Annotated in this window: 25 protein-coding genes; 17 read left to right on the plus strand and 8 right to left on the minus strand. The window is 71.4% G+C overall.

Going from position 1 to position 24,957, the window contains the following annotated elements:
- Positions 1-24: 24 nt before the first annotated feature.
- The 5 genes from ACIRJR_RS20585 to ACIRJR_RS20605 all read left to right on the plus strand — a co-directional run bounded on the left by ACIRJR_RS20585 (position 25) and on the right by ACIRJR_RS20605 (position 6,394).
- On the plus strand, positions 25-2,091 hold the full coding sequence (locus ACIRJR_RS20585) for a SpoIIE family protein phosphatase (RefSeq protein ID WP_403782591.1): 2,067 nt from the start codon (positions 25-27) through the stop codon (positions 2,089-2,091).
- A gap of 120 nt (positions 2,092-2,211) precedes the next feature.
- Positions 2,212-3,570 carry a wax ester/triacylglycerol synthase family O-acyltransferase gene (locus ACIRJR_RS20590; protein WP_403782594.1) on the plus strand — a complete coding sequence of 453 codons (1,359 nt, stop codon included), beginning with the start codon at positions 2,212-2,214 and terminating at the stop codon, positions 3,568-3,570.
- Positions 3,571-3,665: 95 nt separating this feature from the next.
- Positions 3,666-4,634: an aldo/keto reductase gene (locus ACIRJR_RS20595; RefSeq protein WP_403782597.1), complete on the plus strand. Its 969-nt coding sequence runs from the start codon at positions 3,666-3,668 to the stop codon at positions 4,632-4,634.
- Positions 4,631-5,476: an amidohydrolase family protein gene (locus tag ACIRJR_RS20600; RefSeq protein WP_403782600.1), complete on the plus strand. Its 846-nt coding sequence runs from the start codon at positions 4,631-4,633 to the stop codon at positions 5,474-5,476. The genes ACIRJR_RS20595 and ACIRJR_RS20600 overlap by 4 nt, the downstream gene beginning before the upstream one ends.
- A 57-nt stretch (positions 5,477-5,533) precedes the next feature.
- Entirely contained in the window at positions 5,534-6,394 is an 861-nt protein-coding gene (locus ACIRJR_RS20605; RefSeq protein WP_403782603.1) for an Fpg/Nei family DNA glycosylase, read from the plus strand.
- 20 nt (positions 6,395-6,414) lie between these two features.
- Here ACIRJR_RS20605 and ACIRJR_RS20610 read toward each other — a convergent pair whose 3' ends face one another.
- Positions 6,415-6,633, minus strand: a complete 219-nt coding sequence (locus tag ACIRJR_RS20610; protein WP_403782606.1) for a zf-HC2 domain-containing protein — start codon at positions 6,631-6,633, stop codon at positions 6,415-6,417.
- A 72-nt stretch (positions 6,634-6,705) separates the two neighbouring features.
- Between ACIRJR_RS20610 and ACIRJR_RS20615 the strand changes: the two genes are divergently transcribed.
- From ACIRJR_RS20615 to ACIRJR_RS20630, 4 genes are all read left to right on the plus strand, one after another.
- A complete protein-coding gene (locus ACIRJR_RS20615; RefSeq protein ID WP_403782609.1) occupies positions 6,706-7,458 on the plus strand; it encodes a LytR/AlgR family response regulator transcription factor in 753 nt (250 codons plus the stop codon).
- 62 nt (positions 7,459-7,520) lie between these two features.
- A complete protein-coding gene (locus tag ACIRJR_RS20620) occupies positions 7,521-7,883 on the plus strand; it encodes a hypothetical protein (protein WP_403782612.1) in 363 nt (120 codons plus the stop codon).
- Positions 7,880-9,370, plus strand: a complete 1,491-nt coding sequence (locus ACIRJR_RS20625; protein ID WP_403782615.1) for a cation acetate symporter — start codon at positions 7,880-7,882, stop codon at positions 9,368-9,370. Before ACIRJR_RS20620 ends, ACIRJR_RS20625 begins: the two co-directional genes overlap by 4 nt.
- Positions 9,367-10,593, plus strand: a complete 1,227-nt coding sequence (locus ACIRJR_RS20630; protein WP_403782618.1) for a sensor histidine kinase — start codon at positions 9,367-9,369, stop codon at positions 10,591-10,593. The genes ACIRJR_RS20625 and ACIRJR_RS20630 overlap by 4 nt, the downstream gene beginning before the upstream one ends.
- A gap of 32 nt (positions 10,594-10,625) precedes the next feature.
- Here the strand turns inward: ACIRJR_RS20630 and ACIRJR_RS20635 are convergent, their stop codons facing one another.
- On the minus strand, positions 10,626-11,135 hold the full coding sequence (locus ACIRJR_RS20635) for a hypothetical protein (protein ID WP_403782621.1): 510 nt from the start codon (positions 11,133-11,135) through the stop codon (positions 10,626-10,628).
- A gap of 111 nt (positions 11,136-11,246) precedes the next feature.
- Between ACIRJR_RS20635 and ACIRJR_RS20640 the strand changes: the two genes are divergently transcribed.
- A complete protein-coding gene (locus ACIRJR_RS20640) occupies positions 11,247-11,444 on the plus strand; it encodes a zf-HC2 domain-containing protein (protein ID WP_403782624.1) in 198 nt (65 codons plus the stop codon).
- Here ACIRJR_RS20640 and ACIRJR_RS20645 read toward each other — a convergent pair.
- A complete protein-coding gene (locus ACIRJR_RS20645) occupies positions 11,378-11,947 on the minus strand; it encodes a sigma-70 family RNA polymerase sigma factor (protein ID WP_403782627.1) in 570 nt (189 codons plus the stop codon). The genes ACIRJR_RS20640 and ACIRJR_RS20645 overlap by 67 nt on opposite strands.
- A gap of 257 nt (positions 11,948-12,204) precedes the next feature.
- Here ACIRJR_RS20645 and ACIRJR_RS20650 point away from each other — a divergent pair, with 257 nt between their 5' ends.
- Positions 12,205-13,419 carry a CapA family protein gene (locus tag ACIRJR_RS20650; RefSeq protein WP_403782630.1) on the plus strand — a complete coding sequence of 405 codons (1,215 nt, stop codon included), beginning with the start codon at positions 12,205-12,207 and terminating at the stop codon, positions 13,417-13,419.
- A gap of 72 nt (positions 13,420-13,491) precedes the next feature.
- Here the strand turns inward: ACIRJR_RS20650 and ACIRJR_RS20655 are convergent, their stop codons facing one another.
- On the minus strand, positions 13,492-13,953 hold the full coding sequence (locus tag ACIRJR_RS20655; RefSeq protein WP_403782633.1) for a universal stress protein: 462 nt from the start codon (positions 13,951-13,953) through the stop codon (positions 13,492-13,494).
- Between the two features lie 195 nt (positions 13,954-14,148).
- On the opposite strand from ACIRJR_RS20655, the gene ACIRJR_RS20660 reads away from it, so the two are divergent.
- Positions 14,149-14,994 carry a polysaccharide deacetylase family protein gene (locus ACIRJR_RS20660; RefSeq protein WP_403782636.1) on the plus strand — a complete coding sequence of 282 codons (846 nt, stop codon included), beginning with the start codon at positions 14,149-14,151 and terminating at the stop codon, positions 14,992-14,994.
- Between the two features lie 22 nt (positions 14,995-15,016).
- On the opposite strand, the gene ACIRJR_RS20665 is transcribed toward ACIRJR_RS20660, so the two are convergent.
- Positions 15,017-15,679 (minus strand): class F sortase, encoded by a 663-nt coding sequence (locus ACIRJR_RS20665; RefSeq protein ID WP_403782639.1) that lies wholly within the window; start codon positions 15,677-15,679, stop codon positions 15,017-15,019.
- Positions 15,680-16,002: 323 nt separating this feature from the next.
- Here ACIRJR_RS20665 and ACIRJR_RS20670 point away from each other — a divergent pair, with 323 nt between their 5' ends.
- Entirely contained in the window at positions 16,003-16,713 is a 711-nt protein-coding gene (locus ACIRJR_RS20670; protein ID WP_403782642.1) for a hypothetical protein, read from the plus strand.
- A 98-nt stretch (positions 16,714-16,811) separates the two neighbouring features.
- Here the strand turns inward: ACIRJR_RS20670 and ACIRJR_RS20675 are convergent, their stop codons facing one another.
- Entirely contained in the window at positions 16,812-17,360 is a 549-nt protein-coding gene (locus ACIRJR_RS20675; protein WP_403782645.1) for a hypothetical protein, read from the minus strand.
- 185 nt (positions 17,361-17,545) lie between these two features.
- The gene (locus ACIRJR_RS20680; protein ID WP_403782648.1) at positions 17,546-18,313 is read right to left on the minus strand and encodes a hypothetical protein; all 768 of its coding nucleotides are present in this window, start codon (positions 18,311-18,313) and stop codon (positions 17,546-17,548) included.
- 734 nt (positions 18,314-19,047) lie between these two features.
- Between ACIRJR_RS20680 and ACIRJR_RS20685 the strand changes: the two genes are divergently transcribed.
- The 3 genes from ACIRJR_RS20685 to ACIRJR_RS20695 all read left to right on the plus strand — a co-directional run bounded on the left by ACIRJR_RS20685 (position 19,048) and on the right by ACIRJR_RS20695 (position 23,201).
- Complete coding sequence (locus tag ACIRJR_RS20685; protein ID WP_403782651.1) at positions 19,048-20,007, plus strand: SCO0930 family lipoprotein; 960 nt, start codon at positions 19,048-19,050, stop codon at positions 20,005-20,007.
- A 204-nt stretch (positions 20,008-20,211) separates the two neighbouring features.
- The gene (locus ACIRJR_RS20690) at positions 20,212-21,030 is read left to right on the plus strand and encodes an SAM-dependent methyltransferase (protein WP_403782654.1); all 819 of its coding nucleotides are present in this window, start codon (positions 20,212-20,214) and stop codon (positions 21,028-21,030) included.
- Positions 21,027-23,201 carry a putative bifunctional diguanylate cyclase/phosphodiesterase gene (locus ACIRJR_RS20695; RefSeq protein ID WP_403782657.1) on the plus strand — a complete coding sequence of 725 codons (2,175 nt, stop codon included), beginning with the start codon at positions 21,027-21,029 and terminating at the stop codon, positions 23,199-23,201. The genes ACIRJR_RS20690 and ACIRJR_RS20695 overlap by 4 nt, the downstream gene beginning before the upstream one ends.
- 18 nt (positions 23,202-23,219) lie before the next feature.
- On the opposite strand, the gene ACIRJR_RS20700 is transcribed toward ACIRJR_RS20695, so the two are convergent.
- Positions 23,220-24,152: a LysR family transcriptional regulator gene (locus ACIRJR_RS20700; protein ID WP_403782873.1), complete on the minus strand. Its 933-nt coding sequence runs from the start codon at positions 24,150-24,152 to the stop codon at positions 23,220-23,222.
- Positions 24,153-24,248: 96 nt separating this feature from the next.
- On the opposite strand from ACIRJR_RS20700, the gene ACIRJR_RS20705 reads away from it, so the two are divergent.
- Complete coding sequence (locus ACIRJR_RS20705; RefSeq protein WP_403782660.1) at positions 24,249-24,956, plus strand: succinate dehydrogenase; 708 nt, start codon at positions 24,249-24,251, stop codon at positions 24,954-24,956.
- Position 24,957: the final 1 nt, after the last annotated feature.

Here is a 24,957-nt window from a genome sequence, read left to right on the forward strand (position 1 = left end):
ACAAATAATGGCAGAGTGGCGCACATGGATGATCGGGTAGCGGGTGCCCTGTCACTCCCGGACGACTGGCCCGCCCACCCGGACCTCAGCCTCGCCCTGAACCGCATGGGTAGCTTCGACTGGGATCTGGACAGCGGCCTCATGCACATGGACGAGCCCGCCCTCGAGGTGTTCGACCTGCGCCCCGGCGAGTACGACGGTCATCCGGAGGGGCTCGCGCCGCGCGTTCCCGCCGACGAGGCGATCCGGCTCGACGGCATGGTGTCGCAGGCGCTCAAGAGCGGCCGCAGCAACTACGGCGCCTACTTCCGCAGGATGCAGCGGGACGGCACGCTGTGCTGGACCCACACCCAGGGGTTCATCCGCCGCGACGGCACCGGCCGGCCGCGCCGCATCATCGGGATCATCCGTGACGCCACCCAGGAACTGGCCGAATCCACCGCCCGCCGGACCGTGGACGAGGAGCGGCGTCGCCGCACCAGCCTGGTCGAGGGAACCACGGCCGCCCTGGCCCACGCGCGGACGGTCAAGGACGTCACCGAGGTCCTGAAGAGCTCCAGCGGGCTGGCCAATCTCGGCGCCACCAGCCTCGTCATGGGACTGCTCGAGTCCGGTCGCATCCATCTGGTGGCGGACGGCCCCGAAGGGGCGTTCGTGCAGGGCACCCGTTACACCCGGACGGACGAGCCCTATCCGATGAGCGAGGTGATCCGCACGCTCACGCCGCGCTTCATCGAGACGCCCGAGGACTTCGCCGCCTCCTACCCCATCCTGTGGCCCCACATCAGCCACCTGGGCATCACCGCGGCCGCGTACATGCCGCTCATCGCCCAGGCCCGCCCGATCGGCGCGCTCGGGCTCCTCTACGGCGACAAGGCGGGCTTCACCGGCGACGAGCGGAACCTGCTCGTCGCTCTCGGCAGCTCGATCGCCCAGAGCCTCCAGCGGGCCATGCTCTACGAACAGGAGCACGACCTCGCCGAAGGGCTCCAGCAGGCGATGCTGCCGCGCCGGATCCCCGAGGTGCCCGGGGCGAGGGTCGCCGTCCGCTACCGCTCGGCACGGCTCGGCCGGGACATCGGCGGCGACTGGTACGACATCATTCCGCTGCCCGGCGGCCGGGTGGGCGCGGTCATCGGCGACGTACAGGGGCACGACACGCACGCTGCGGCCGTGATGGGCCAGCTCCGGATCGTGCTGCGCGCCTACGCGGCCGAAGGGCACAGCCCGGCCACCGTCATGGCCCGGGCGTCCGTTTTCCTCCACGAACTGGACACCGAGCGCTTCGCCACCTGTACCTACGCCGAGGCCGACCTGACCACCGGAGTCGTCCAGCTGGTGAGGGCGGGGCACGTCGATCCGGCCCTGCGGGACGTCGACGGGAGCTGTCGCAAACTGCCGGTGGAGGGCGGTCTGCCACTGGGGCTCTCCGCCGAGTTCGAGCAGCTCGAATACCCCGTCAGCACCGTCGATCTGGACCCGGGCCAGACGCTGATCATGTACACCGACGGCATGGTGGAGCTGCCGGGCACCGACCTGGACGACGGCATGCGGCTGCTCGCCTCGACGGTCGGTGAGGGCCCGCAGGACCTCCAGGAACTGGCCGACCGGCTCTGCGAGGTCGTCGACGAGCGCGGCGGCGAGGACGACATGGCGGTGCTGCTGCTGCGCCGCAACGCCGCGCACGCCCCGCACCCGGGCGGCCGGCTCCAGCAGCACGTGGCGCAGAACGACCCCGAGGCGCTCACCTCCGCCCGTCACATGATCCGTGCGGCGGTGCGTGCCTGGGGGGCCAAGGGCCGGGCCGACGAGGTCGAGCTCGCGGCCGACGAGCTGATCACCAACGCGCTGATGCACACCGACGGCGGAGCCATCGTCACCATCCGGGTGCTCACCGGGCCGGAACGCCGCCTCCGGGTCGATGTCGAGGACCGTTCCAGCGCGCTCCCCCGCCGCAGGGAGGCGGGGGAGTCGGGGGTCTCCGGCCGCGGGCTCATGCTCGTCGACCGGCTGGCCGACATCTGGGGGGTGGAGTCCCGGGGCAACGGCAAGTGCGTGTGGTGCGAATTCTCCATCCAGGAGCACAGGTAGCGCCTCGGCCGGGACGCCGCGAGACTGTAACAGTACGTAACATGTCCATACTTGACCGTAACCGAGCTTGCGGGATTGACTGCGATCCCGCCGTTCCGTTGTCGAAGACGCGAGGCCCCGTTGAGTACCGAGCTTCTGGCACCGCTTGATCTGGCTTTCTGGCACCTCGAATCCGATGCCCATCCGATGCACCTCGGCGCACTCGCCGTCTTCGACCCCGTGCCCGGCGTGGCCCCGCAGGAACTGCTCGAGCTGCTCGGAGCCCGCGCCGCCGCCATTCCCCGGCTTCGGATGCGGGTACGCGACGTCCTGCTGCCCGTGGGCGGCGCGGCCTGGTTCACCGACAAGGACTTCGACGTGCACCGGCACGTCAAGCGGGTCGTGCTCCCCGGGGGCGACTTCATGGCGGAGGCATGCCGACTCGCCGGCGAACTCATGGAACAGCCCCTTGGGCGGGGCCTGCCGCCCTGGCAGATCTATCTGCTGGACAGCCCGGGTGACGGCCCGTTCGCCGTACTCGTGAAGCTGCACCACGCGCTCGCCGACGGCATGCGGGCCGTGGCCATCGGCGCCGGCATCTTCGACCAGATCGCCTCCGCCGGCGCGGGCCGCGGCGCCGTGCGCCGCCGGACACCGGTGCCGCCCCGCTCCTGGCTGCCCGGTCCGTACGAGGCGGCCGGCATGGCGATGGACCGGCTCGGTGACGTCGGGCGGGCGCTGGGGGTCGGCGCCTCCGTCGTACGCGCCAGCCGTCTCGACCTGCGCGCGACCACGGCCCTGACCGCCCGCTCCAGCGGAACACGACGGCTGGCCACCGCCGAACTCGACGCCGGGGCGGTGCAGCGCGTCCGGCGCACCGAGGGCGGTACGGCCAACGACGTCCTGCTCGCGGTGGTCGCCGGTGCTTTGCGGCGCTGGATGCTCGAACGCGGAGAGCCGCTCCCCGGTGCCGACCCCCGTGCCCTCGTCCCGGTCTCACGGCGCCGGCCCGGTGTCGCCGCCACCGGGAACAGGCTGTCCGCCTACCTGCTCGGTCTGCCCGTCGGTGAACCCGACGCCCGGGAACGGCTGCGCCTCGTCCGTACGGGCATGAACCGCAACAAGGCGGCCGGACCGCTGCGCGGCGCGGGCGCCGTGGCCGTGCTGGCCGACCAGCTGCCCGCGCTGGCCCACCGGTTCGGGGCACCGCTGGCCGGGAACGCGGCCCGGATGCTCTTCGACATCCTGGTCACCAGCGTGCCCCTGCCCCGTTCGGCCCTCTCGCTCGGCGGCTGCCCGCTGCGCGCCGTCTACCCCATGGCGCCGCTGGCCCGCGGGCAGTCGCTGGCCGTCGCCCTGTCCACCTACGGCGGGAGGGTGCAGATCGGACTGGTCGCCGACGGGAAGGCGCTGCCCGATCTCGACCGGCTGGCCGCCGCGGCCGAGGAGGAGCTGAGCGAACTGCACGCGCTCCTTCCCGCGGTGCCCGCTCCGGCGTGAGGGCCGATCTGCCGGACGGTGTTGACGCACCCGATTGATCCGATGAATAGTCCTGTACGGACAAGCAGGGATCATCGGCGGGGGTGGCCAGGAGCATGCGGCGCATCAGGCTCGGACGCAGCGCGGTCGAGATCACCGAGCTCTCCTTCGGGGCCGCGGCGATCGGCAACCTCTTCACCGAGGTCGATCCGGAACAGGCCACCGCCGCCGTGGACGCGGCGTGGGACGAGGGCATCCGGTACTTCGACACCGCGCCGCACTACGGCCTCGGGCTCTCCGAGCGCCGCCTCGGGGACGCCCTGCGCGACCGGCCCCGGGACACATACGCGGTGTCCACGAAGGCCGGCCGCCTGCTCGACCCCCTGACCACCGCCGAGACGGCGTCCCACCAGGGGCTTTCCGACGGATTCGCCGTACCGCACACCCACCGCCGCTGCTGGGACTTCAGCGGCGACGGCATCCGCCGCAGCGTCGAGGAGAGCCTCGGACGGCTCGGGCTCGACCGGATCGACGTCGTCTATCTGCACGACCCCGACGACCACGGGGAGGCGGCCTTCCGCGAGGGCTACCCGGCCCTGGAGAAGCTGCGCGCCGAGGGAATGGTCGGTGCCATCGGCGCCGGAATGAACCAGACCGCGATGCTCACCCGCTTCCTGCGCGAGACCGACGTCGACGCCGTCCTCTGCGCCGGCCGCTTCACACTCCTCGACCAGACCGCCCTCGACGAGCTGCTTCCGGAGGCCACCGCCCGCGGCCGCGGCGTGATCGTCGGAGGTGTCTTCAACTCCGGGCTGCTGGCCGACCCCCGGCCAGGTGCGACCTACGACTACGCGGCGGCCCCCGCGCCCCTTCTCGACAGGGCGCTGCGCATGAGGGCCGTCGCCGAGAGGCACGGGGTCCCGCTGCGTGCGGCAGCCCTGCACCACCCGCTGCGTCACCCGGCCGTCGCGGGAGTCCTCGTCGGCACCCGCTCCCCGGACGAGGTGCGTGACGCCGCGGCACAGCTGCGCAGGCCGGTCCCGGACGCACTCTGGGACGATCTGCGTGCCGAGGGGCTGCTGTGACGGTCGTCGACTCCCACCACCATGTGTGGGACCTCTCGGTGCGGGACCAGGACTGGATCACCGGCGAGGAACTCGCCCCGATCCGCCGTACCTTCACCCTTGCCGACCTGGAGCCCGAGGCGCGCGCCGCCGGGGTGGCCGCCACCGTCCTCGTCCAGACGGTCACCGTCGCCGAGGAGACACCCGAACTCCTCGCGCTCGCCGACGGCAGCACCCTCGTCGCGGGCGTCGTCGGCTGGACCGACCTGACCGCGCCGGACGTCGCCGACACCCTCGCCGCGCTCCGTGCCCTCCCCGGTGGCGGCCGTCTCGTCGGAATCCGCCATCAGGTCCAGAGCGAACCCGACCCGGAGTGGCTGCTGCGCCCCGACGTCCTGCGCGGCCTCCGAGCCGTCGCCGCGGAAGGACTCGTCTACGACCTGATCGTCCGCCCGCACCAGCTGCCTGCCGCCGCCCGTGCCGCCGCGCTGCTGCCGGGGCTCACCTTCGTCCTCGATCACGCCGGCAAGCCCCCGGTGGCGCTGGGGACCACGCAGCCCTGGGCCGACGGCCTGCGGGCGCTCGCCGCGCACCCCAACACCGTCTGCAAACTCTCCGGTCTGGTCACCGAGGCCGACCCCCGGTCCTGGACCGTCGAGCACCTGCGGCCCTACGCGGACACCGCCATCGAGGCGTTCGGGCCCGACCGCCTGATGTACGGCTCCGACTGGCCGGTGTGCCGGCTCGCCGCCCCGTACGCCGATGTCCTCGACGCGGCGCGGGAGCTGACCGGCCGGCTCGGTGAGGAGGGCAGGCAGGCCGTCCTCGCGGGCACCGCGCGGCGGGTGTACGGCCTGCTGTGACCCGCCGCACGGAGACCGTGCCGCGCGGTCGCGCGGCCGCTGCGGCAGGCTGGAGGCATGCCCGAACTGCCGGAAGTCGAAGCCCTGCGGGACTTCCTCGACGACCACCTGGTCGGCAAGGAGATCGCCCGCGTCCTGCCGCTCGCGATCAGTGTCATGAAGACGTACGACCCGCCGCCCACCGCCCTGGAGGGTGCCACCGTCACCTCGGTGGCCCGGCACGGCAAATTCCTCGACGTCACGGCCGGGGAGCTCCACCTGCTCATCCACCTCGCACGGGCCGGCTGGCTGCAGTGGAAGGACAGCTTCCCCTCGACCCCGCCGCGCCCGGGCAAGGGGCCGCTCGCCCTGCGGACGGTCCTCACCGGCGGCGACGGCTTCGACCTGACCGAGATGGGTACCACCAAGCGTCTCGCCGTCCACCTGGTGCACGATCCCGCGGACGTGCCCGGAGTGGCGCGCCTCGGCCCCGATCCGCTCGCCGACTCCTTCGACCGGGAGGCGTTCGCACGGGTGCTGGGCGAGGAGCGACGACAGGTCAAGGGCGCCCTGCGCGACCAGTCACTGATCGCGGGCATCGGCAACGCCTACAGCGACGAGATCCTCCACGTCGCGAAGATGTCGCCGTTCAAGCTCACCACCAGCTTGGCCGATGACGACATCACCCGTCTTCACGACGCCATGCGCACCACGCTCCAGGAGGCCGTCGAACGCTCCCGGGGCGTCGCCGCCGGCCGGCTCAAGGCCGAGAAGAAGAGCAGCATGCGGGTCCACGGCCGTGCCGGTCAGCCCTGCCCCGTCTGCGGTGACACCGTCCTGGATGTGTCGTTCAGCGACTCGTCGCTGCAGTACTGCCCCACCTGCCAGACGGGTGGCAAGCCGCTCGCCGACCGGAGGCTCTCCCGCTTCCTCAAGTAGCCCCCGGCCACCGGGTGGACTCAAGTCGTCCCGGGCCGCCGGCCGGACGAGTGGACCGCGCCGGGGGGCAGCGCGTGCGCGTACACCGCCAGGTGCGCCACCACCGCGCCGAACTCGCGCACCTGCACCACGCACGCGGAACACTCGGCCAGATGCTCCTCGAACCGGCAGCTGTCGGCAGCCCCGAGCACTCCGAGCGCGTAGGCTCCGGCGTCGCGGTGGAGTTCGATGGCGCGCATGGTCCCCAGTACGTGACGAACGCGGGAATCACTCACCCCGTCACACGGTCGGAGCACTTAAACTCCGGCCTCATGCTGCGCGTACTCGCCGTCGACGACGAAGAACCCGCCCTGGAGGAACTCCTCTACCTCCTGCGCGCCGATCCCCGGATCCGGAGCGCCGAGGGCGCCACCGGTGCCACCGAGGCGCTGCGCCGCATCGGCAGCGCCGTCGAGGCCGGACCGGAGGACCCGTCGGCGATCGACGTCGTGTTCCTGGACATCCACATGGCCGGACTGACCGGGCTCGACGTGGCGCAGCTGCTGGCCGGATTCGCCGCGCCCCCGCTCATCGTCTTCGTCACCGCCCACGAGGGCTTCGCCGTGCACGCCTTCGACCTGAAGGCGGTCGACTACGTCCTCAAGCCCGTCCGCCGCGAGCGCCTGGCCGAGGCGGTACGCCGGGTCGCCGAGCAGGTCGGCGAACGCTCCGCGCCGGTCACCGACGCGACCGCCGACCAGGTGGCCGTGGAACTGGGCGGAGTGATCCGCTTCGTGGCCGTCGACGACATCGCCTACGCCGAGGCCCAGGGTGACTACGCCCGGCTGCACACCGCGGCCGGCAGCCACCTCGTCCGGATCCCGCTCACCACCCTGGAGGAACGCTGGCGCTCCCGGGGCTTCGTACGCATCCACCGCCGGCACCTCGTCGCGCTGAACCGGATCGACGAACTGCGGCTCGACGCGGGCAGTATGAGCGTCCGCATCGGGGACGCCGAGCTCGCGGTCAGCCGGCGCCACACCCGCGCCCTGCGCGATCTGCTGATGCGGCAGACCGGCCGCTGACCTGGCCCTACCGGATGTCACCCCTTCCCACCCGGGCCCCGCGCCGCCTACACTCCGGGCCCATGTCCGCAGAGAGCACGCCCCGCCGTGAAGTGGTCATGGGCGAGCCCCGACGGGTGCGTCCGCTGCCGCGTCACCGCGCCCAGTCGGAGATCGACGAGCAGACGGCCCTCGGCGGCGCCTACGTACGCTCGCTGATGCGCAGCCAGCTCCGCGCCGGGCTCACCGTCTTCGCCGCGCTCGCCCTGGTGGCGGGAACCCTTCCTCTGGTCTTCGAGGCCCTCCACAGCAACGCCGTCGTCTGGGCGGTGCTCGGGTTCACCACGTGTCCGCCGCTCACCCTGGCCGCGTGGTGGTACGTGCGCCGGGCGGAGCGCAACGAGCGCGACTTCGCCCGGCTCGTGGAAGACCTTCCCGCACCGTGAGCGCACCCGACCACCCCGCGGCGGTGGCGGCGGTCGCCCTCGTCGTCCTGGCCACCGTCCTGGTGGGCGGCTTCGGGCTGAGGATCTCGCGCACCACCTCCGACTTCTACGTCGCCTCGCGCACCGTGCGCCCGAGGCTCAACGCCGCGGCGATCAGCGGAGAGTACCTGTCCGCGGCCTCCTTCCTCGGCATCGCCGGCCTGGTTCTGGTGCACGGCCCCGACATGCTCTGGTACCCGGTCGGGTACACCGCCGGATATCTCGTGCTGCTGGTGTTCGTCGCCGCTCCGCTGCGCCGCTCGGGGGCGTACACCCTGCCCGACTTCGCCGAGGGGCGCCTCGAATCACGGCAGGTCCGCCGACTGGTCAGCGTCTTCGTCGTCGGCGCCGGCTGGGTGTACCTCGTTCCGCAGCTCCAGGGGGCAGGGCTCACCCTGAAGATCCTCACAGGCGCCCCCGGCTGGCTCGGCGACGTACTCGTGGCCTCGGTCGTCGTGGTCGCCGTCGCGGCGGGAGGCATGCGCTCGATCACCTTCGTGCAGGTGTTCCAGTACTGGCTGAAGCTCACGGCGCTGCTGGTGCCCGCGATCTTCCTGGTGCTGGCCTGGCAGGGCGACGGCCGCCCCCGGGTCAGTTTCGACGAACAGATCTCCGTGTTCCGCGCCGACCATCCGCTCTACGCGACGTACGGACTGATCGTGGCCACCTTCCTCGGCACCATGGGCCTGCCCCATGTGGTGGTCCGCTTCTACACCAGCCCCAACGGCCGCGACGCCCGCCGCACCACCGTCGCCGTCCTGGCCCTCGTGGGCCTGTTCTACCTGCTGCCCCCGGTCTACGGGGCCCTGGGGCGGCTGTACGCGCCCGAGCTCATGCACGGCGGCGACGCCGACGCCGCCGTCCTGCTGCTGCCCGCCCGGGTGATCGGAGGACTCGGCGGCGATCTGCTCGGCGCCCTCCTGGCCGGCGGTGCCTTCGCCGCGTTCCTCTCCACCGCCTCGGGTCTCACCATGGCCGTCGCCGGAGTGATCACCCAGGACGTCCTGCCCTCGCGGGGCGTGCGGCACTTCCGGCTGGCCACCGTCCTGGCCATCGCCGTGCCTCTGGCGGGCTCGCTGGTGGTCAGCCGGGTGCCGGTCGCCGACGCCGTCGGGATGGCCTTCGCGGTCTCTGCGTCCTCCTTCTGCCCGCTGCTCGTCCTCGGCATCTGGTGGCGACGGCTCACTCCGCCGGGCGCGATCGCGGGTCTGCTCCTCGGCGGCGGCTCCGCGCTGCTCTCCGTGGCCATCACGGTCAGCGGCGCCGTGCGCCCGCCCGGCTGGCCGCACGCGCTCCTCGCCTGGCCCGCCGTGTGGTCGGTCCCGGTCGGCTTCCTCGCGATGATCCTGGTCTCGCTCGCGACCCCGGGCCGGATACCGCCGGGCACCAACGCGGCCATGACCCGCTTCCACCTGCCCGAAGCACTGACCTCGGGGCGCGGGCGGTGACCGGGGCAGGGATCGCCGCCATCGCCGTCCTCGCACTGCTGCTGTTCGGCACCGGCTTTCTCCTCGGCCGCACCGCCCGTCCCGTACGCACCAGTGATGTGGGGACGCCCGTCGAGCACGCCACCTTCGCGACCCTGCACACGGCTTCCCTCGCGGCGCCTCCGCTGCGCGCGGGACTCACCGAGGAGAGCGCGCGCCGGTCGGTGCGAGGACTGCGCTCACTGCTCGGCACCGACGCCCTCTGCCTCACCGACCGCGACCGGGTGCTGGTCTGGGACGGGGAGGGCGACCACCACGGCAGGGACGTGATGGACCAGGTGCGGGGCGTCCTCGACAGAGGCAGGGACACCGCTTTCCACAGCGACTGCGGGGACCTCGACTGCCCGCTGCGCTGGGCCGTCGCGGTCCCGCTGACGGTCGACCACCGGGTGCTCGGCACCCTCGTCGCCTACGCGCCCCGGGAATCGGCGGTGCTGGCGAGGGCGGCGGGGGAGGTCGCCCGCTGGGTCTGCGTCCAGTTGGAACTCGCCGAGCTCGACCGCTCCCGCACCCAGCTCATCGAGGCCGAGATCAAGGCACTGCGGGCCCAGATCTCTCCGCACTTCATCTTCAACTCGCTCGCCGCGATCGCGTCGTTCGTCAGGACCGATCCGGAGCGGGCACGTGAACTGCTCCTGGAATTCGCCGACTTCACGCGCTACTCGTTCCGCCGGCACGGCGAGTTCACCACCCTGGCCGACGAACTCCACTCCATCGACCAGTACCTGGCGCTGGTGCGGGCCCGCTTCGGTGAGCGGCTCTCCGTGACCCTCCAGGTCGCTCCGGAGGTGCTGCCCGTCTCGCTCCCGTTCCTCTGTCTCCAGCCCCTCGTCGAGAACGCCGTCAAACACGGCCTGGAGGGTGCCGTCACCCTTCCGCGGGCTCCCGGCCCGGCCCGGCGGGGCGACGCCCCCATCCGCATCACGATCAGCGCGCTGGACGCCGGGGCCGAGGCCGAGGTCGTCATCGAGGACGACGGCGCCGGGATGGAGCCGGACCGCCTCCGCCAGATCCTGCGGGGCGAGGGCGGAACCTCCGCCGGCATCGGACTGCTCAACGTGGACGAACGGCTCCGCCAGGTGTACGGCGACGACTACGGGCTCGTCATCGAGACGGGGGTCGGGGCGGGCATGAAGATCACCCTGCGGCTGCCCAAGTACCGTGCGGGCGTACACGGTTCCTGACCCGGCCCCCGACCCTGGTCACTGCCCGCGGGTCAGTACAGATGGACGGCCAGATGGCCGAGGGGCAGACCCAGCTGCCACGCCGGCGTCCACACCTGCGCCTCGCCCTCGCTCTCGCCGGCGACCGGCTCCCAGGGCGGTGGGCCGAGCGCGTCGAGGTCCGCGGCCAGGAGTTCGGTCTCCTCCAGCCATCGCCAGGCGGCCCGCGCCAGCGCGAGATCAGGGTCCGCGACACCCGCCGGGGCGGTCGGCCGCTCGAGAGCCTCCAGTCGCGCGCAGACCCAGCGCCTCCAGGAGGTGCCGTACGCGGTGAGCAGCCGGAGCTCGTCCACCCGTGCCGCGGGGAGCTCGTCCGCGACCGCCCCGTCGGAGAGGAAGATCGTCAGGGCGAGTGCGTCGCGCCCCGCCCGGTACTCCAGGGTCGTCGGCTCCATCAGGTCGCCGGTCACCAGCACCTCGTCGGCGATGTACTCGGAGTACAGCCATGCCATCGGGACCAGCAGCCCGTCCCCACCGGTTCCATCGTGATGTTCGGGACGCATCCCGTCTCGCCTCTTTCGTCGACTCGGCACCGGGCCACACGCAGCATTGAACCGGGGGCGCGCGCCCCGCGTGGGCAGAAGGGCAGGATCCGTCGGGAGATTCGAGGTGAGATGACCGCCGACCGCGGCGACGACCCGCATGTGCACCGGCTGCTGGGCGGCTACGTACTCGATGCCCTGGAACCGGGGGAGAGCGGTGCGGTCGCCCGGCACCTCCAGCGGTGCGAGGCGTGCGCCGCGGCCTACATGGAGGTGGCCGAGGCGGTCTCCCTGCTCGCGCTGCTGGACGTGGACGACCTGCTGGAGTAGCCGGGCAGGTTGCGGCTCAGCAGACGCAGCGCGTAGTAGGAGCGGGACTTGACGGTGCCCGCCGGTATGCCGAGGACCTGCGCGGTCTCGCCCACGCTGAGTCCCCGGAAGTAGATCTGCACGAGCACCGCGCGGTGTTCGGGGCTGAGCGTCCGTACTGCCTCGCGCACGTCCAGGGCGCGGACCGCTGATCCGGCCGTGTCGTCCCGGGCCGGGGCGCTCTCCAGGACCTGGTCGCTGACTTCCGCGGGCCGGGCCTGGCGGGACCTGCGGGCGTCGATGGCGAGGCGCCGGGCGACAGTGAAGAGCCACGGGCGCATCGAGTCGTAGGGGGCGTCGAACGCCTCGGGGTGCTGCCAGGCGCGCACCAGTGTCTCCTGCAGCAGGTCCTCGGCCCGTTGCCGGTCGCCGAACGTCAGCCCCAGGAGGAAGTGGAAGAGCGCGGGCCCGTGTTCACGCTGAAGCTCCGCGAGGGTCCGTTCATCGGTTGTCGCCGTGGTCATCGTGAACGTCCTTTCCCGAAGAGGCCCCTGACGCCTCGATCCCGCCTGGCGTATACGAACGCATCGGGGCGTGGGGGAACAGGCCGTGCGCCGGGACGTGCGCCGAGCGGTCGCAGTGAGCGGCGAGTGGTGCGGTGAACGGTCAGCGGACGGCGATACGGCCGATTCAGGTACTTAGGGAGCTTTGTTCTTGACTCACCGGTATGAATATATGTGTAGTCGGATGGCCTGAATCATCCGAACTGGGAGTCGTGCAGATGACGAAGCGCATCCGACAGGGCGCGGCGATCGCCGTCGCCGGTCTCCTCGCCACCGCAACCGCCTGTACCGGCCAGCAGTCGACGCCTCCCGGCTTCGCCGGCCGGCACCACTCCGCCGAGCGGGGTGCGGCCGGCGCGGGCGCCGGGGGAGCGGAGGGGGCGAGGACCTTCACGCTGCTGGCCTCGGGCGACATCCTGCCGCACTCCACGATCATCGACCGGGCCGCCGCCGACGCGGATGGCAGGGGCTACGACTTCCGCCCGATGCTCAAGGGCGCCGCCGCCGCCGTCTCGGGTGCGGATCTGGCCATCTGCCACATGGAGACCGCCTACGGCCAGGAGGGAGGACCCTACACCGGCTATCCGTCCTTCAGGTCGCCGCCCGAGGTGGCGACCGCCCTGCGCTCCACAGGCTTCGACTCCTGCTCCACCGCCTCCAACCACACCCTGGACGACGGCGCCCAGGGTGTCCGACGCACACTCGACGCGCTGGACCGCGTGGGCGTCGCGCACGCCGGATCCGCACGCTCGGCCGAGGAGGCTTCCCGCCCCACCCTGCTCAAGGCGGGCAAGGCGAAGAACGCGGCCAAGGTCGCCCACCTCGCGTACACCTACGGGACCAACGACCTGCCGCTGCCCGCCGGGCAGCCCTGGGCGGTCGACCTGATCGACAAGGACCTGATCGTGGCGGACGCCAGGGCGGCCCGCGAAGCCGGCGCCGACGTGGTCGTCGTATCCCTGCACTGGGGTACGGAGTGGCAGGACGCCCCCGACGAGGTCCAGCTCGGGCTCGGCCGTGAACTCACGGCCTCCGCTACCGGCGGACGTCCCGACATCGACCTGATCCTCGGCACCCATGCCCATGTCCCGCAGGCGTACGAGAAGGTCAACGGCACCTGGATCGTGTACGGCATGGGTGACCAGGTCGCCGGTGCCATGGTCAACCACGACGGGGTCAAGGACCCGCGCGCCAACGAGAGCTCGATGGGCCGCTTCACCTTCGCGCCGCCCGCGAAACCCGGAGGGCGCTGGGCCGTCAGGAAGGCCGAGTTCATTCCGCAGTGGTTCGACCCCGAGGCGGGGCGCGTCGTCGCCCTCGATTCCCGGGCCGCGGACGGCAACGACGGCCGGCTGCGCGAGATCCGCGACCGGATCCATGCCGCCGTCCTCAGCCGTGGCGGGGCCCAGGACGGCCTCGTAGCAGGCAGGTGACGCCTGCGCGGAACGATCACGCGGAGCGCCTCCCGTCGGACACCCCGCCTGGTCAGGGCATCGGGCGGGGCTCTAAGGAACGACGGTGACCGGCCAGCGTCCGGCCTTCACGAGGCGGACCGCCACCGAACCCACGAAGCGGTGTCCGGCGGACTCCGACGCGCCGACGACGACGGCGTCCGCCTTCAGGTCGTCGGCCGCCGTCACCAGGCCGTTGTACGGATCGCCGCGGAACGTGTGGAACTCCCAGCGGACATTCCATATGTCCTTGAGCCGCTCGGTCGCGGTCCTGATCTCGTTCACCAGCCCCTCGGCGACCTCCCCGGTCGTGTCGGCGACCGGGGCCCCCAGAGCGGCGCCCGCCGCCATCAACGGCTGGACGTAGACGAGGGCGAGCATCGCGTTCTGCCGACGGGCGAGGCCCGCCGCGTACGCCGCGGCCCGCATCGAGGACTCGGAACCGTCGAGGCCCGCGACGATCACCTTGGGGCCGTCCGTGCCGCGCTCGAAGCGGTGGTGTTGCTGGTCTGTCACGGCCCTGAGCGTAGCCGCAGCCGCCGTGTGCGCTCCGGGCGGTCTCGGGAGGCGCCCCGCCGGACGCGGCCGGACGGGCGGTCTCGGGAGGCGCCCCGCCGGACGCGGCCGGACCACTCCATCCATCGGGTGTAAATCGGATCATCCCCGGTGTCGGCGGCAGGTGGGGAGGCGACTCCGTGCGAGCAGTTGGTCATGAAGCATGATCAGATTCCGGCGGAACGCCGCACCCTGCTGCGCCTGGCCCTCGCGCTGGGGGCCACCGCCGCGGTGCACGTGATCGCAGCGGATCCTGCCGGCACACCCGTCCGTCCCGGCGGGGAGCCGCCGGCCCCGGCGGCCGGCCCCCCGTCGCGGGCCCAGGCCGGCCCCGGCGCCTATCGGCTGCGGCCCATGACGTCGACCGCTCCGTCCCGCTTCCGGCCCGCCCCGCCGCCCGTGCGGACCCGGCCGTTCGAGGAACTGCCGGAGCTGGGCAGCGACGCCATGGTGCTCACGTTCGACGACGGCCCGGACCCCCGCTACACCCCGCACATCCTGGCCACGCTGCGCAGGTACGGAGTCCGTGCGATGTTCTTCGTCTGCGGCGAGATGGCCGCCGACAACCGTGACCTGCTCCGGGAGATGGCTGACGACGGGCACGTGGTCGGCAACCACTCCTGGTCACATCCCTTGATCCCGAAACTCTCCCGCGGCGAGATCCGCGACGAACTCGGGAGCACCAGCGAGGTGATCGAGAAGACGCTGGGTGCCCCGCCGCTCTGGTACCGGGCGCCGTACGGCGCGTGGAACCGCAACTCCTTCGAGATCGGCGCCGCGATGGGCATGGAACCGATGGCCTGGACGGTCGACACCCTGGACTGGACCACACCGGGCACCGACACCATCGTCCGCCGGGTCGAGAAGGGCGCCGCCCCAGGCGTCGTGGTTCTGTCGCACGACGCGGGCGGCAACCGGTCCCAGAGCGTGGCCGCCCTGCGGCGCTATCTGCCCGCACTCCTGGAGAAGGGCTACCGCCCGACCGTCCCGCACCGCGGCTGACGGTGCGACGCCGGCGTCCCGGCTATCGCGTCTCGACCAGCCGGGCGAAGACCACCACGTTCCCGTCGTAGCCGTTCTCCTTCGAGTAGCCACCGCCGCAGGTGATGACCCGGAGTTCGGCGTACCCGGTGTCGCCGTACACCCGGGCGCCGGGGAAGTCGTGCTTGGAGAAGACCTCGACCCCGTAGATCTCGAACACCGCGACACGGTTGTCGTAGCGCGACACCTCGATCTGCCTGCCCTTGCTGAGGGAGCCGAGTCCGTAGAAGACCGCCGGGCCCGCGAGGTTGTCGACGTGACCGACCATCACGGCGGTGCCGCGCTGCCCCGGGGCGATGCCGTTCTGGTACCAGCCGGCGAGGTTCGGGTCCTGGGCCGGCGGTGCCTCGATCCATCCGGCGGGATCCAGGTTCACGTCGACCACGGGTGCGTCGACATGGATCGAGGGAATCTGGATGCGCTCCGCGGGGGCGTACGCGAGCGGCTGCACGGGCTCGCCCTCGACCGGCGCGGACACCGGCAGGTCCCGGGCGCCCGCCACGGAAGCCGCCGCAGCCGGCTGCGGCGGACCCGGGGACGTCTCCACGCCGTTGCGCATGAGTGCGAGCCCGGTGAGCATCACCAGGGCGATCGCGCCCCAAGGCGTGCGTCTGCTCCGCTCGGTGCCCCACTGGTCCCGGCCCATGGTTCTCCCTCCGTCGCGACATCGCCACGCTAGGCGCGTGCCGGTGCTGCGGCGATCAGGGAGGAGCGAACGGGTGGCGGCCGCCCGGGCACCGTCAGCAGCCTCTTCTCTTCGGAGTAATGACCGGATAAAAATTCTGACGGCCCGTGACCTGCCGCTCCGTCAGAACCAGCAGCTTGCCCACGGCGTGTCGGCTCACCGGGGTGGAGCAGTGCCGAAGTGCGACATCCGCGGTATCTGGTGATGGTTCGTCATGGGACGCGCATTCGTCGACTGATCCCGGAGGACATGACTCCGGGGCGCTTCCCGCTGGAGGTTCGAAGATGCGTGCTTCACGCGCTCTCGCGGTGACCGCGACCGCCTTCGCGGCCGTCGGGCTCGCTGCCCCGCTGGCCGCCGCAGGAGGCGGCCCGGGGAGCAACCCGAGCAACTTTCCGACCAACGTCACCGTCAACCCGTCCTCGGTCTTCCAGGGCGCCACGATGCAGGTCAGTGCGGAGGGGTGCGGCCGTTCCGGCGGCAGGGTGTGGTCCAACGCCTTTCCGACGGTGAACCTCTCGCCCGGCCGGGTCGGCTACGCCACCGCGCGTATCCGGGACAACGCGACGCCCGGTCGGTACACCCTGTCCGTGAAGTGCAACGACAGCGACAACAACTTCGGCGGCGGCAACGGAGGTGACCGCGGCCAGGGTGGCAACGGCGACCAGGGTGGCAACGGAGGTGACCGAGGCCAGGGCAACGGTGGCCAGGGCGGCCAGGGCGGCAATGGCGGCCAGGGTGGCGACGGTGGCCAGGGTGGCGACGGTGGCCAGGGCGGCAACGGCGGCCAGGGTGGCAACGGTGGCAACGGCGACCCGGTCGCGACGGCCCGCTTCACGGTCCTCCCCTCGCGGGGTGCGCAGGGCGGCCTCGGCGGCTCGATGGGCCCCAGCTCCGTCGAGATGCAGGTCGGCGGCGGTCTCGTCGCGGCGGCAGCCGTCGGCGGCGCCGTCTTCGTCGTCCGTCGTCGCCGGATGAGCAATGCGGCGATCTGACGGCTCGAACCTCCCGCCCGGCCCGATACGCCCGTCGCCCCGAGTCCTGGACCAGGACCCGGGGCGACTGTCGTGTGTCCGTACGCGGTGGTGAACCGTCAGTGCTGACGGCCGGTGCGACGCTTGCGCAGGACGTAGAAGGCGCCGGCCGAAGCGACCGCCACCAGCGCGGAGCCGGCCGCGATCTCTGCGGGGTCCATGGTGTCGACGCTGCCGCCGAGACCGCCCAGCACGCCGCTGGGTGAGGCGGTGGAGCTGGTCGTGGGGGCGGTGGTGGGCGTGGTCGTGGGGGAACTGGTGGCACCGCTCGAGATGGTCAGGTTCGCCGACCGCGTCGTTGTGCCGCAGCGGAAGGTCACCTCGTAGACCGCGCCCCGCCTGGCGTCCGAGTCGACCGTGGTGGTGGCCGACCTCCCGCTCGGAATGGTGGTCGTGTCGAACACGCCCGAGAACGCGGTCGCCTCGGTGGTGCACCCCATGGCTCCGAGAGTCACCTGCCCCCCCGGCGCGACCGTCGACGGGGTGATGGTCGGCGTGAACGAGGTGGACGTACCGCCCGTCAGTACATCGGCCGATGCGGCCGGCGCTGTCAGAAAGCAGGCGGCGGCGCCCAACAGGGCGACGGGTGCGACACGTATCGCGCGCATGGTGAATCCTCCGGGTCCCGAGGGGCACCCGCGGAACGGATTTCCGCCAGACAGGAGAGATGCACCTCGATGTCGAAACGGTAGAAGTGCCGCATACCACCCGCTATCGGGGTCAGGCGAATGGGGCAGCCTTGTCCCCCGGCCGGCGGACCGGCCGGGGGGACAAGGCGGTGCGCCGCGGGCGGCTATCCGCCCGCGGCGTGCGGGAACAGATCGACGAAGGGTGCCGTGGTCGCCGAGATGCCCCGGCCGAACGGCGCGTCGAAGTCCCAGATCAGGAAGAGGAGGAACGCGATCAGGACGCTGAAGAGACCCGCCAGCAGCAGTTCGCGGAACGTTCTGCGGATCTGGAGCGTGAAGATCAGCCCGACCGTGACCACGGCGCCGGTGATCAGGCCGAACCAGACCACGCCGGGCATGGTCGCGCCCGCGTTCTGCCCCCGGGCCCCGCGCGCGTCGTCGACGGCGGCCACCTGGTCCACCAGAGGCTGGTAGGCCTGGCCCTCGTGGTCGTTGCGTGGCTTGTACTCCGTGACGTCGGCCCTGACCCGGTCGAGCAGTACGGTGCCCTCCTCGGTGAGGCTCCCGTGATCCGTCATCGACCTCCACTCGTCGCCGACGACATGCGTCACGTACGCGTCGACGTCGGCGCGGATGCGGTCGCGGACCTCGGCCGGGTACACGGCCGACCGGGCGCTCACCTCGTGCAGCGCCTGGGCCTCCAGGCGTACCGACTCCTGGGCGGCGCTACGGCCCTCCCAGACGCCCGCGATGGCCAGACCGAGCACGATCGCGTACACCACGCCGATCATCATCGTCATGTACTCGATGACGTCGGGTGTCTCGGACGGATCGTCGTCCTCGGCGATACGGCGGTTGCTGAGGACAGCGGTGGTCAGGACGACGGCACAGGCCGACGCCATGGCAATGGTCAGAACAAGCCATTCCGACATGGGTTCCCTTCTTCGGTCAGCGGGAGGAGCGGGGGCGCAGAACCGCCACGGCGAACACGGCGGGTGCGGTGATCAGAAGGGTGAGCGAGACCAGTGACGGTCCGGTCCGGGGCGTCTTGCGGGGCGGCTTCCGGTAGGTGGGAAGGACGACAGGTGCGGCAGCGGGTGGGGTAGGGCGCGCCGTGGTCCGCGTCGGTGCGGGTTCCGGTTCTGGTTCCGGTTGGGGCGGTGCCGGGGCGGGAGGAGGCGGCGGAGGCGGAGGTGGGGGTGGTGGGGGCGGCGGGGGAGGCGGAGGTGGCGGGGGAGGAGGTGGCGGTGGGGGCGGTGGGGGCGGAGGAGGCGCGGGTTCCGGCTCGGGCTCGGCGATGACCGCTGTGCACCGCCCCTCTCCCGCCACCGCGATGGAGGAGCCGCCGTCCCCCTGCCCGATGGAGGCGACCGCGCAGTCGTCACCGGCCGCCGGCAACGGGACGGCGAGCAGCAGGAGAAGGGTGGCGGCCGTCAGCCGCCATATGCGTGATCCGTACACGCCGGGGAGCATGTTCCTCCCAGCCGCCGGACACGCGGAGAGCGGAGGGGATTCGCCTGATGGTGGGGACATTCGGCGATTCGCGTTTGCGCCCGGCGAAACTTTTTTCCCCGGCCTTTGAACAACAGGCCACCGGCGGACCGTACCTAGGGCCACGAAAGGCGCGGACTCGCGTCCCGGACGGCAGAGGACAACAGGAGTCGACATGGAAACCTGGCGGAACGCCTCGCTCGCGATGACGGCGGTGGCCCTGTTGGCGCTGACGACGGCGTGCGGTCAGGAGAAGGGCAGCGCGTCCCCCAACGGCCAGGCCGTGGGAAACGCGGCCCCCGCACAGCAGCCGGCGGACAGCGGCTACGGCTCCGACGGTGGATACGGATCGGGTGCGGACGCAGGTGCGGCACCGAAACAGGCCGGACAACTCGCGGTGTGGGACAGCAAGGAACTGGGCAAGGTGCTGACCGACAGCGCGGGATTCACTCTCTACCGATTCGACAAGGACACCGCCGAACCACCCGCGTCGAATTGCGAGGGCGACTGTGCGAAGACGTGGCCCGTCGTGCCCGCGGAGAGCGCCACGGCCGCGGCGGGTACCGACGCCGCACTGATCGGCGAGGTCACCCGGTCCGACGGAACCAAGCAACTGACCGTAGGCGGCTGGCCGATGTACCGCTACGCCCAGGACACCGGTCCCGGTGACGCCAACGGCCAGGGTGTCGGAGGGACGTGGTTCGCCGCCGCCCCGGACGGAAGGAAAGCGGCGTTGAACGCCGACGCGCCGGCCGGCGGCGGCGAGGCCGACCTCGCCGGACTTTCGGTCAGGAAGGACCCGGAACTGGGAGACGTCGTCGTCGACAAGCGGGGCATGACGGTTTACCGCTTCAAGAAGGACTCGGCATGGCCGATGAAGTCCGCCTGCACCGGGGACTGCCTGAAGAAGTGGCCGGTCGTCAGCCCGGTGGAGAAGAACGACGTCGACGGAGTCACCACGAAGGGATTCGTCACCTTCGACCGTCCGGACGGCATCCAGCAGCAGTCGATCGACTGCTGGCCCGTCTACACCTTCTCCGGTGACAAGAAGCCGGGGGACACCAACGGCCAAGGCGTCGGGGGCACATGGTACGCGGTCTCGCCCGACGCGAAGCTGGTCGGCGCCCCGAAGTAGGGTCCACGAGAGCCCTCCGGTGCCGGTCCGTCGCCGAACACGCACAGGCAGCGACGGACCGGCCGCACGTGCCTGCGGTGTGTGACCAATAACGGATCTCTAATTTCCGTTTCCACTCGCTCTCTTGGCGGCCGATCAGTAGCCTCTGGTCAACACTGACCATGAACATGGCCGGATCGCCGTGGCGACTTGTTGGAGACATCGATGGAGCGTCCCGCCTGGGCACCGCAGGGCATTGACATCTCGGTGCCGAGCGTGTCTCGCATGTACGACTTCTATCTGGGCGGTTCGCACAATTTCGAGGTGGACAGGGAAGCGGCCCGCAAGGCCATGGAGTTCATGCCGGGCCTGCCCAAGGTCATGCAGGCGAATCGGGCCTTTATGCGGCGGGCCGTGCAGTACGCCACGGCCTCGGGCGTCAATCAGTTCCTGGACATAGGCTCCGGCATACCGACCTTCGGAAATGTCCACGAGGTCGCCCAGGCGGCCGACCCGGAGGCCCGGATCGCCTACGTCGACCACGACTCGGTCGCGGTCGCACACAGCCAGGCCGTGCTCGAGGGCAACGAACGGGCCGTCATCGCCGCCGCGGACCTGCGCAAGCCACAGGAGGTCCTGGACCACCCGGAGGTCAAGGCGCTCCTCGACCTGGACAAGCCCGTGGCGCTGCTCCTGGTGGCGGTGCTCCACTTCATCGAGGACGCCGACGATCCGTACGCGGCCGTCGCCGAACTGCGCGACGCTCTGGCACCCGGCAGTCTGCTGGTCCTGACCCACGCCGCGTACGAGGGGATCCCGCTCACCCAGGAGGAGGCCGGCGGGACGGTCGGCGTCTACCGCACCATCCGCAATCCGCTGATCATGCGTTCCCGCGCGGAGATCAGCCGCTTCTTCGAGGGGTACGACATGGTCGACCCCGGGCTGGTCTCCATGCCCGAGTGGCGCCCCGAGTCCCCCGAAGCACTCGCCCAGGAGGACCCGTTCGCCTTCTCGGGCTTCGCCGGGGTGGGGCGCAAGGCGTGAGCACTCCCGCCCAGCCGTCCGGCGTGCCGGACGCGGAACCCGACGGCCCCGAGGGCCGGCTCCGGAGATTCGCCACCATCTGGAGCCGGGCGATCTTCCCCTCCACGGCCACCTCCATGACCCGCCCGGAGTTCGAGGAGCACCTGCTGCCGCTCGCCCGGGAGCTCAACGACATCCTGCACACACGGGTCTTCGACGCGACGCCGGCGCACCGGGTCGGATCCGCGCTGGTCGCCGCGCACTGCACGGATCCCGACGCCCTGAGCTCCACGCTCGGCGTCGTCGACTCCTACCTGGTCCTCTACTGCGGCGGCAACGGGCCGGTGGACCTGTCGACCGAGGACAGCCGGGCCCGCTGCGCGCGGATACAGCACGCGCTCGCCGGCGGGTTCACCCAGGCGCTCCGTGAGCGGACCCTCGCCGAGCAGGAGGCGATCGCCCGCTCGGCACTCACCGCCCGCTCGCACGCCGAGCAGGCGCTGCACGCCACCGAGGCGCGTTTCCGCGCCGTGTTCAAGGACGCCGCCATCGGGATCGGCATCGCCGATCTCGAAGGGAACATCCTGGAGATCAACGACACCCTCACCCGGATGTTCGGCGGCCTGGAGAACCACGTCCGCAGCCACAAGGTGAACGAGTGGGTGCACCCCGAGGACTCACCGCACGTGTGGAAGTACTACGACGAGCTGGTGCGGGGCGAGCGCGAGCACTACAGCGTGGAGAAGCCGTACTACCGCAACGACGGCACCGTGCTGTGGACCAACCTCACGGTGTCGCTGCTGCGGGACCCGGAAGGGCGGCCGGAGTACCAGCTGGCCCTCATGGAGGACACCACGGAGCGGCGGCTGCTCAATCTTCGGCTGCGCTACGAGGCAACGCACGACGCCCTCACAGGACTGCCCAACCGGACGCTGTTCTTCGAGCGCCTGGAGAAGGCCCTCGCGCCCAGGGAGGGCATGCGCTTCGGCCTCTGCTACCTCGACCTGGACGGCTTCAAGGCGATCAACGACAGCCTGGGGCACGCGGCGGGGGACCGGCTCCTGGTCGAGGTCGCGGACCGGCTGCAGAGCTGTGCGACGGCCCCGGGCGAGATGGTCGCGCGGCTCGGCGGCGACGAGTTCGTGGCCCTCACGACCGGACCGCACACCCAGGACGAGGTCCACGAACTGGCCGGGCGCATCCTCTCGGCACTCGCCACGCCCGTCCGTCTCGACGGCCGGGAGCTGACGGTCCGCGGTTCCATCGGCATCGTCGAGGGTCCCTCGGGTGAACGCAGCGCCGCCGAGGTGCTGCGCAGCGCCGACATCACGATGTACCGCGCCAAGGCGGCGGGCGGGAACCGCTTCGCGCTGGCCGACGCCGAGGCCGACGCCCGTGCCATCACCCGTCACGGACTGACCACGGCGCTGCCGACGGCGCTGGACCGCGGCGAGTTCTTCATCGAGTACCAGCCGCTCGTGCACCTCGGCGACGGCAGCGTCCACGGGGCCGAGGCGCTCGTGCGCTGGTGCCATCCGCAGCACGGTGTGCTCGGCCCGGACCGCTTCATCCCGCTCGCCGAGCACACCGGGCTGATCGTGCCGCTGGGACGCTGGGTGCTGGAGGAGTCGGTGCGCCAGGCGAACTTCTGGCAGGAACGTCACACCGACGGCGGCCCCCTGCGGATCAACGTCAACCTCTCGCCGACCCAGCTGCACCACCCCAGCCTGGTCGCCGAGACCGTCGACGTGCTGGAGCGCTCCGGTCTCGAGCCGGGCGCCCTCTGCCTGGAGGTCACGGAGTCGGCGCTGATCGGCGCCGACGACGACCTGCTCAAGCCGCTCCGGCAACTGGCGGAGATGGGTGTCGACATCGCACTCGACGACTTCGGCACCGGCTACTCGAATCTGGCGAACCTGCGCCGGCTGCCGGTGAGCGTGCTCAAGCTGGACCGGTCCTTCACCCAGGGCATGCAGCACCATCCCGCGGACCCGGTCGATCTGAAGATCGTCGAGGGCATCGTCTCGCTCGCCCACAGCCTGGACCTCGCGGTAACGGTGGAGGGGGTGGAGACCGGCGCCCAGGCCGAGCAGCTGCGGCAGCTCGGCTGCGACACGGCCCAGGGCTGGTACTACGCACGGCCCGGTGCCCCGGACCGGATCCACTCGCTGCTGCTGGCCGACGCGGTCTGACGGCCGCGGCCGTGGTCCTCAGCCGCCGGCAGGTGCCGCCCGGCCGGCGGCCGGGGGCACCGCGGGCGGGCCGGCACCCAGGAGCATCCGCTGCAGTTCGCGTGCCGCGCGCGGAGGCTCGACGTCGCTGCGGTGCGCGAGCCCGATGGTCCGCCGCAGCCCCGGCGGGGCCAGCGGCGTCGTCCGCAGATCCTGGCCCGCCCGTACGGCGACCATGCGGGGAACGACGGCGATCCCGAGCCCCGCGCGCACGAAGCCGAGGACGGCGTCCATCTCACCGCCCTCCACCGTGAACGAGGGCTCGAAGCCCTCGGCCCGGCACGCGGCGACGGTCAGCTCCCGCAGGTCGTATCCATGGCGGAACATCACCAGCGGCTCGTTCTCCAGATCGGCGATGTGCACGGAGCCCTTCCGGCCCGGGGCGGGCCGGGACGCCGACGACACCACGACCAGGTCCTCGTGCAGAAGCTCCACGGTGGTGAGCGCGGGGGAGCCCGCCGGCAGCGGCAGGACGAGCAGGGCGAGGTCCAGAGCGCCCCGGGCGAGCTGCCGTACGAGGTCGTGGGAGCCACCCTCCTCGATGAGGAGCTGGATCCCCGGGTGGGCGGAGTGGAAGGCGCGCAGCACATCGGGCAGCAGCCCCGTGCAGACACTCGGAGTGGCTCCCAGCCGGACGCGCCCGCGGCGCAGCTGTACCAGCTCCTGCACCTCGTGCCGTGCGGTGTCCGCGTCCGCCAGGATCCTGCGCGCCAGCGGCAGCAGCGCCTCGCCCGCGTCGGTCAGCGCGATGTTGCCGCGCGCCCGGCTGAACAGCTCGGCGCCCAGCTCGCTCTCCAGGGCCTTGATCTGCTGGGACAGCGAGGGCTGCGACACGTGCACGTCCTCGGCGGCCCGGGTGAAGTGCCTGGTCTCGGCCACGGCGACGAAGTAGGCGAGCTGCTGGAAGTGCATGGAGCCGACGATAGCGGACTTCATAGGTGCTGCCTATGGATATGAGTCGTTTCATGACTTGGACTAATGGTGCCCTCCGCCTCTAGCGTCGTGTCCATGGCATTGGCAACGCGGGCGGACCGACGGCCGTCCATGACGCGTACGCTCTGGGACTCATCCGTCGGCAAGAAGACGATCATGGCTGTGAGCGGCCTGGTCATGCTCGGTTACCTGGCGGTCCACATGCTGGGCAACCTGAAGATCTTCTTCGGGTCAGACGAGTTCAACCACTACGCGCACTGGCTCCGGACCCTCGGCGAGCCCTTCCTGCACTACGAGTGGGCGCTGTGGATCATCCGTGTGGTGCTCGTCGCCGCCGTCGTCCTGCACGGCGTGTCGGCGTACCAGCTGAGCCGCCGTGACCTCCGGGCGCGCCCCACGGCGTACGTCCACAAGAAGGCGCGCTCCAGCTATGCCACGCGCACCATGCGTTACGGCGGCGTCATCCTCGCCCTGTTCATCGTCTGGCACATCCTGGACCTGACGACCGGCACCGTGCACACCGGCGGATTCCAGACGGGGCACCCCTACCAGAACGTGCTCGACACCTTCTCGACCTGGTACGGCAACGTCATCTACATCGTCGCCGTGCTGGCCCTGGGCCTGCACGTCCAGCACGGTTTCTGGAGTGCGGCGCAGACCCTCGGTGTGGGCAGCGCGACCCGGAACCGCGTTCTGAAGACCCTCGCCACAGCTTTCGCAGTGGTACTGACGGCCGGCTTCGTCTCCGTGCCCGTCGCCGTGATGACCGGAGTGGTGAGCTGAC

This window comes from Streptomyces sp. NPDC102402 (assembly GCF_044765765.1).
Classification (GTDB): domain Bacteria; phylum Actinomycetota; class Actinomycetes; order Streptomycetales; family Streptomycetaceae; genus Streptomyces.